The organism is Moorena sp. (assembly GCF_982860115.1).
The window spans coordinates 23,811-31,131 of sequence record NZ_CEYLVT010000072.1; the positions used below are offsets into that span (position 1 = coordinate 23,811).

Here is a 7,321-nt window from a genome sequence, read left to right on the forward strand (position 1 = left end):
GAGGTTGCTGTAAACAACCTGCTGTCTTCCGGTGTAGGGAGTGTGGAAGTGAATTATGACCAGAAATAGAGAATTTCCAGACCGTTGGCCAACGTCAAATGGTTCAAGTTCAGGTAAGTTTAATGGATGGCAACCTAACCATAGCGAACCGGTTACTCAACCGAATGTAAACTATCCTAACCGAGGAAACCCATCGACACAGCCCCCCCAGCAATCTGAAAAATTTGGGGTTGGTCAACCAGTAGCTAACTCTGGATTAAATACATCACAAACTCCCCCGAGACAAGCTCCCTCAGGAAAAACTACTGGAGTAAAAAACCTCTTGCCTCGCAGTTGGCAGTTTTGGTCAGCCTTAGTTGTGTTGCTTTTCGGTAGTGCTGGATTTGCTTCAGCAATGATGTTGTTAAGGTTGCCAGCTGTACCAAACTGCCGTGCTGTGTTTTGGCCAACGGCTTCAGCATCGATGCGCCTATCTTGTGCTCAGGTGGCAGCAAATCAGGAAACTGTGCCGCAGTTGCTAAAAGCGATCGCATTAGTGGATGCCCTGCCCGACGATCACCCATTACGGCCACAAGTTAACCAACATATCGAAGAGTGGTCACAGGTAATCCTGGAGATTGGGGAAGCTAAATTTCAAGCTGGTCAGCTCAATGAAGCTCTTAAGATTGCTAAGCGTATTCCTTCAAAATCTGTAGCTGGCGCGATAGTAGAAAAGCGGGTAAAACGTTGGCAGAAAATCTGGTCAAGGGCAGAGGGAGTGTATGATCAAGCGGAAAAACAGTTGAGGTTATCAAACTGGAACTTAGCATTTCGCGAAGCAGTACGATTGACCTATGTGGACAATGACTACTGGGCTACCGCTAAGTATAACCAGCTAACGGATAAGATTAAGATGGGACGGGAAGACTCGGCTAAGCTGGATAAGGCTTATGAGCTGAGTAGAAGTGGCAATATAGAGAAAATTCTGGCAGCTATTAAAAAAGCTAAGGAAATCACAGAGCAAAGTTATGCTTACAAAGAAGCTCAGGATTTAATTAAAGACTCTGGCAACAAGCTGGTGGACATTGCTCAGAACAAGCTAGAGCAAGGGAAGTGGTCCGAAGTTCTTGAGATTGCCTATAAACTTCCCGAAACGATTAAAGTACCTGAACTCAAATCGGATTTAATTGACCTAGCTCATGCCCTATCTCGTGCTGAGTCCGGTACAACCTGGGATTTAGAAGAAGCGATCGCATCTGCCCAAAAGCTCGGATCAGAACGTCCCCTATATAAGAAAGGGCAGCAATTAATTAGCCGTTGGCAACGAGAAGTAGAAGATGTGGCGCGACTAGAGCGAGCCCGAACCTATGCTACCTCGGGTTTAGCCAATGACTTAAGACTGGCAGTGGCTGAAGTGGAACAGATCCCTCGTGGTAATCCCCGCTATCAGGAAGCACGGGACGAAATTCGGGATTGGACTCGTCAAATTCAGCTGATCGAAGACAGGCCATTCCTGGATCGGGCAGCACAACTGGCTAGTTATGGCAGCATTGATTCTTTGCAAGCTGCTGTTCAAGAAGCCCGTAAAATTTCCCGAGGTCGTAGTCTTTACCAGGAAGCTCAAAGTAAAATTAATCAGTGGTCTAGAAGTATCCAGCAGCAAGAAGACCAACCTTATTTAGACCAAGCACGCACTCTGGCAATCCGGGGTGATCTATATGCCGCCGTGGCAACTGCTGAACAAATTAAGTCAGGTCGGGCTCTGTACAATGAAGCCCAAAGCAAAGTCAGAAGCTGGAAGTTAGAACTAGAGGGTCAGCAGCGTTTACGGGAAGCTTACCAAATTGCTGAGGCTGGAACTCCACAAGCCCTAAGAAAAGCGATTCGAGTAGCTAGACAAGTGCCAACCTCAACCAAATCCCGTAGCGAGGCGAGAACAGTAGTCAATCGGTGGAGTTACAAAATCCTATCCATAGCCAGAAGTCGTTCTGCCTATAACCTGTCTGAAGCAATTGCGATCGCAAACATCGTTCCGTCTGGTACTCGCCCTTACCAGGAAGCCCAACGGCAAATGCAATCATGGCGCAAGATTTTAGCTCCACCTCCCCCAGCTCCTGTGCCCGTAAGACGACCAAGACCGGTTCCGCCTGCATCTCCCCCACAAGTGGTGATCCCGAAACCAGCTCCCTCTCCACCATCAGTGGTAAAACCACCATCACCACCAGCCCGCTCCTACCCAATTGTGGTTCCACCACCGGAAGTTATCTCACCATCGGGTATTGTAAAACCACCGACTCAGCTAGAGCCGCCTAGGTTTAATCCCCCCGCTGGTAGGAAGATTGAGTTAATTGATGCTGACTCTTAAGAGTTTCCGAGGGTAGTAAAACCAGCTAGGATAAAACCTGTGGAAATTGGACATTAAAAATTCTTAATATTAAATGGAATAAATTCCATTTAATATAGAATACTTTAACTTGTCATCAACCTTCAAGTCCCGTCTTGACCAGTTCATTCACGCTCCCCAAACTGAATTCACCCTCATTCTGCTAATTCTACTTTCGGTAGTTTTAGTGGTTCTTGAAACAAGTCTTGAGGGTACAGGTTTCATATATGGACTGGTCTATGTCAGCGAAGAGCTACTGACGGGCATATTTATCGTAGAACTAACTATCCGCTACCTAGTGGCAAGAAACAAACGTCGCTTCTTGCGTCACTACTGGCTGGATATTATTGCTGTGCTGCCTTTGTTACGGGCATTCCGCTTATTGCGAGTGTTACGGATGTTAAGGCTGCTCAGAGTCGGAATCTTGGTAAACCGTAACCTCAACCGCATCTCTTCCTCACTCGCTGCTAGTATTAGTGCTCAGATTGGAGTTTTTCTGATTATCGGCTTAATTACATTAGTCGGTGCTTTAGGGATTTATCTGCTGGAGGGAGGACAGAATGAGTCATTTGCTTCCCTAAGAGACTCTTTATGGTGGAGTTTTTTTACCCTAATCTCAGGAGAACCCATTGGTGGTGAACCCCAGACTGATGCTGGACGTTTGATTACCCTGATGGTAGTCATTGGCGGGTTAACTATGTTTGCCGTCTTCACCGGTGTAGTATCAGCAGTGATGGTGCAACGACTTAGAACAGTGATGGAGGTGAAATACTTGGAACTGGATGAACTGCGCAATCACATTGTTATCTGCGGCTGGAACCGAGGTGGTCACCTACTGATTGAGGAACTCCAGGCAGACTCTGACCTAAAGCACTATCCAATGGTGGTTGTGGCAGAGTTTACCGACACACCAGAGTGGGAACTCAAGGGAGTAAATCGTTCCCAAATATATTTCTATATTGGTGATTACACGACTATTGATGTACTCGAAAGTGTGGGGATCTATCATGCCTCACGGGCAATCCTCCTTGCTGATTCTACCCGTCCTCGAAGTGATCAAGACCGGGATGCACGAACAGTTCTAGCGGCCTTGACCATTGAAAAACTCCAACCCGAAATCTACACCTGTGCTCAACTCCTTGACCGGAAAAACAATGTCCAACTGCGAGTAGCTGGCGTTGAAGATGTGATTGTTGTTGATGAATTAGCCAGTCACTTAATTGCTACCTCAGCTCGGAACCTAGGAGCTGTAGATGTGCTAGCAGAGTTGCTAACTGTACAAGTGGGAAACCAGTTCTACAAAATTGTTTTACCACAGAAGTGGGTTGACATTTCGTTTTGGGAAGCTGCTCGGCTGTTGAAAGAGGAGTTTGATACAACGTTGATTGCAATAGAGCGCCATAGCAATGGAAATCGGGAAACCCTAATTAATCCCCCTAAAGATCAAACACTACTATCTGGCGATCACTTAGTTATTATTGCTCGTAGTCTGCCGAAAATTGGGGTGCCAGTCCGGTAAAGTCTCAACTTTTTGGCAGGTCTTTATAGTGCGTTCGCTTTTAGCGGAAGCTTTGCTTCATCGCACATTAGGATTCCCTTAGGGTTTACCATGATTACGGCTTTTAAAACCCACACTCCGCTTATCTGTGTCTAGATACCCTATCTGGGCAGTTACGATTTTTTAAAACTTACTTCAAAATTAACTGATAAAAAACTATGTATCAACAAGATTTTAATCGTTGGCGAGAAATCCTCGTTGAACAAATAAAAGCCAGAAATTTATCGGCAATTGATTGGGATAATTTGCTGATTGAGTTAGAGGACATGGGAAAGGCTGAAAAACGAGCATTCATTAGCAATTTAACCATCTTGATTGCCCATTTACTCAAAATAATGGTTCAAACTGACGCTCCTGATTCTATGAAAGGAAGTTGGTATAGTTCAGTCACAGAACATCGGTTTCGGATCCAAAAAGATTTACAAGACAGTCCTTCATTTAAAACTTATTTAGAAGAAGCGATCGCTAAAGCTTATAAAGATGCTCGAAAGTTAGCTATAAAAGAAGGTAAAAAAGCCAGCTTTGGCATTCGTAAGCCTAACCCGGAAGACTATCCCAATCAATGTCCTTTTACAATTGAACAGCTATTAGATGAAGACTTTTATGGATATTAATTCATTGTTATACTAACGCACCTCAATCCATATCTCATCTTAATTATCAAAGTTTTCAGTGCGTTACGCTGTTGCGCTTCACACCCTACTGGTTTGTAGTTGGCGGGTGCATCTCAATGCATGCTGTTTGACGCTGCTGATTGACCCATTCTTGAGCATCTTGACCTTCTAACAAGTTTGGTGCAATTCCTCTAAACTCTCCCAGAGGTCGTTTACATTCTTTATCTGAATTATCAGTAATATACTGGAGTAAATTTTTATAATCGGACTCATGATTATATTTATTTATATCAGCATCTAATTTTTTTTGAAAACGCTGTTCTAAATAATGAAAAACCTCAAGCTGTTCTTTGTCATTTAATCTATCAATTTGTGTTAAAATATATTTTAAATTGGTAAGCATTTTAGTTCCTAAACCCTTGATATCATCTTGATTAATCCTGAGGTCATATGGTAAATTATTAGTTGCATAAATCACTCTTAGTTTAGCGCTAAATCCTAATCACTCTCCTTAGTATTATTTGGTGTATGATTCTTAGGTTAGTTTAGCAGCTGAATTAAATCAGCAGTTAATTTATGCTTTAAACCGTTCATATCCTTATAGGCTATTTTTTCTTCATGCTGCAAACGACCAACAACAATTCCAGGATGAATCCCTAACTTGTCTGCAAAAGCTTTTACTTGTTTATTATAACGAATAAAAGACAATTCTGCTTCATATTCAGCAGGAATCAACCAGTCTCGCGCCTGTTCATTAGCCTCGCGCTCTTGCTCGGACTCTAGTTGTTCTCCCTGCTCACAATAATCTAAGAAAATAGCATCTTTGTCTTCTTTATCATGAAAAAGAATATGAGCAGCTTCATGGAAAAAAGTAAACCAGAAGCGGTCATTAGTCTTGCCGTAAAGAGACATCTGAATAAGAGGTCGATCATGATACAACCACCGTGCTAACCCACTAACCCCCGCACCTGGGATTTTTTCCACTAACACCCATAACACTCCAGCCTGACAGCAAAGCTGTTGAAGACGTGGTAGAAAATCTTCTGGTGGTAGTACTGTCAATGTTCTAATTTTCTGAACTGCTTCCTCAAACTTGGCGCGGTTGAATTGGGGACAATTTAAGTTCTCTACTTTGATTTCACCAAGGCGGATCCAAGTTATGATCGCACCAGTGTTATCCTGTCTAGTACGAGAACGTCGAAAAGACACCGCTAGGTTACCATAACAAGCTCGCCATTGATCAGGAGAAGCCACTCCAAACAGCTGAAGCAACTCTTGCACAACACGAGGCTTATTTCTTGAATCCAAACGACAGTCACTAATTTGTCCTGCTTTCTGCAATTCCTTTACAGGAAATTCGTCGAGCCAATCTACCCAGCTTTCAAGACGTTCAGCTTCTGCGATTTTTGCTAAAGCAGCACGATATTGAGCTTCTCGTTCGAGCCAAAACTCCTCTGTACTTCCTAATACCCGTGACAGCTTCGCTGCGGTATCTTTTGTAATAGCTGCTTTCCCGTTAATAAGCTCTCTAAGGTCTTCAATAGTACAGTCTAAATCCTTTGCTAACTCTGCTTCCGTCCAATCTTTTTCTTCCAGCAAATCAGCAATTGTCTCTCCTGGAGGAGATACCCAATCCGGATCAAAGGTATAGTTAGAATTAGTCATGATAATCCCCCACAAATACAATACAAATCTGATTAACTTTTGACCAATCCAAGCTTTCATCTGCCTTCAAGGGCAACGGTTCAACATCAGCTTGGAATACTAAACGAACTCCTCCATGTAGGTCGAGGGCAAATAGGTGTTCAAAATTATAAAATTTCTGATAAAATCTTTTGCCTAGTTTATGGGGCTGCACGGGATGGGGATTTCCTGCCACTAACTCTGTGACCACTGTGGCTGCCAATAAATCCGCTAATCGCTTTCTGAGCTTTTGTGCTGCGTTTTCTCCTAATTCCTTTTTAGCGACGGATGTTTTATCACATAGCTTTTTCAATTTTTCATCTAGGATAGTTATCTTCATCTTGATCCTTATAGTACAATTGTACCATATCGATAAACTTTTTGAAGCTAAGTGATTTGGTCTTCAATAAAATGCTAAATTAATGAGTATTTATTCTTCAAGTATTCCAATAATTTCTTAATGAAGTATCCTATCATTTCCTTTACCTTGACAATATAATACTATGAATCAAACCTTAGGTGATGTTTCTTGCTAACCGCTGAACTAGGAAAAATCTGAGTTAGTTTGCTTGCTCACATCAAGTGTGCTTTCTGACTCTGGTAGCTCTCCACCCAGATGCGGATTCCTGCACTTTTTGTACCAGGAATCATTAACTTGTAATTGAAATGTCTCAAGCTTTGGATTCTACAAGGTCTTTGCGATCGCAGCAACAAGCGGTGTGGGTATACCACAGTGATGACTACCGAATCCACCACGACCAAGGGGGAATTCAGCCCAATATTTTAGTTTTGACACAGCGTTGTGCTGATCTCAACTATCAGTTTTTCAATAATTGTTTCGACTATAAATGGGTTCTAGAAAATTTTTGCGATGAAGCAAAGCTTCCGCTAAAAGCGAACGCAATCCTATAACTACTAAGCTGAAAAAGGCAGCAGTATGAATATCAATATAAAAAACGAATCTGAAATGACAGATACTTTGTCGAGATCACATTAATCAGACAACAGTCACAAACTGAGTCTGACGATTATACTCGATTTCTGAAATTAATCGGAGCGGCGGGATTTGAACCCACGACCCCCACTACCCCAAAGTGGTGCGCT

The 7,321-nt window shown here is 42.8% G+C and carries 7 protein-coding genes; 4 read left to right on the forward strand and 3 right to left on the reverse strand.

Annotated features, from left to right (window positions below; genetic code table 11):
* Positions 1–55: 55 nt before the first annotated feature.
* The 3 genes from AC4II3_RS14445 to AC4II3_RS14455 all read left to right on the forward strand — a co-directional run bounded on the left by AC4II3_RS14445 (position 56) and on the right by AC4II3_RS14455 (position 4,534).
* A complete protein-coding gene (locus AC4II3_RS14445; protein ID WP_488012506.1) occupies positions 56–2,344 on the forward strand; it encodes a chromosome segregation ATPase in 2,289 nt (762 codons plus the stop codon).
* A gap of 109 nt (positions 2,345–2,453) precedes the next feature.
* A complete protein-coding gene (locus AC4II3_RS14450) occupies positions 2,454–3,881 on the forward strand; it encodes an ion transporter (protein ID WP_488012508.1) in 1,428 nt (475 codons plus the stop codon).
* A 197-nt stretch (positions 3,882–4,078) separates the two neighbouring features.
* Positions 4,079–4,534, forward strand: a complete 456-nt coding sequence (locus AC4II3_RS14455) for a DUF29 domain-containing protein (RefSeq protein ID WP_488012510.1) — start codon at positions 4,079–4,081, stop codon at positions 4,532–4,534.
* Positions 4,535–4,619: 85 nt separating this feature from the next.
* Here AC4II3_RS14455 and AC4II3_RS14460 read toward each other — a convergent pair whose 3' ends face one another.
* The 3 genes from AC4II3_RS14460 to AC4II3_RS14470 all read right to left on the reverse strand — a co-directional run bounded on the left by AC4II3_RS14460 (position 4,620) and on the right by AC4II3_RS14470 (position 6,557).
* Positions 4,620–5,012, reverse strand: a complete 393-nt coding sequence (locus tag AC4II3_RS14460) for a hypothetical protein (RefSeq protein WP_488012512.1) — start codon at positions 5,010–5,012, stop codon at positions 4,620–4,622.
* A gap of 62 nt (positions 5,013–5,074) precedes the next feature.
* Positions 5,075–6,199, reverse strand: a complete 1,125-nt coding sequence (locus tag AC4II3_RS14465) for a helix-turn-helix domain-containing protein (protein WP_488012514.1) — start codon at positions 6,197–6,199, stop codon at positions 5,075–5,077.
* The gene (locus tag AC4II3_RS14470; RefSeq protein ID WP_488012516.1) at positions 6,192–6,557 is read right to left on the reverse strand and encodes a type II toxin-antitoxin system RelE/ParE family toxin; all 366 of its coding nucleotides are present in this window, start codon (positions 6,555–6,557) and stop codon (positions 6,192–6,194) included. The genes AC4II3_RS14465 and AC4II3_RS14470 overlap by 8 nt, the downstream gene beginning before the upstream one ends.
* 326 nt (positions 6,558–6,883) lie before the next feature.
* Here AC4II3_RS14470 and AC4II3_RS14475 point away from each other — a divergent pair, with 326 nt between their 5' ends.
* Positions 6,884–7,129, forward strand: coding sequence for a hypothetical protein (locus tag AC4II3_RS14475; RefSeq protein WP_488012518.1), 246 nt, complete (start codon positions 6,884–6,886; stop codon positions 7,127–7,129).
* The last annotated feature ends 192 nt before the right edge of the window (positions 7,130–7,321 follow it).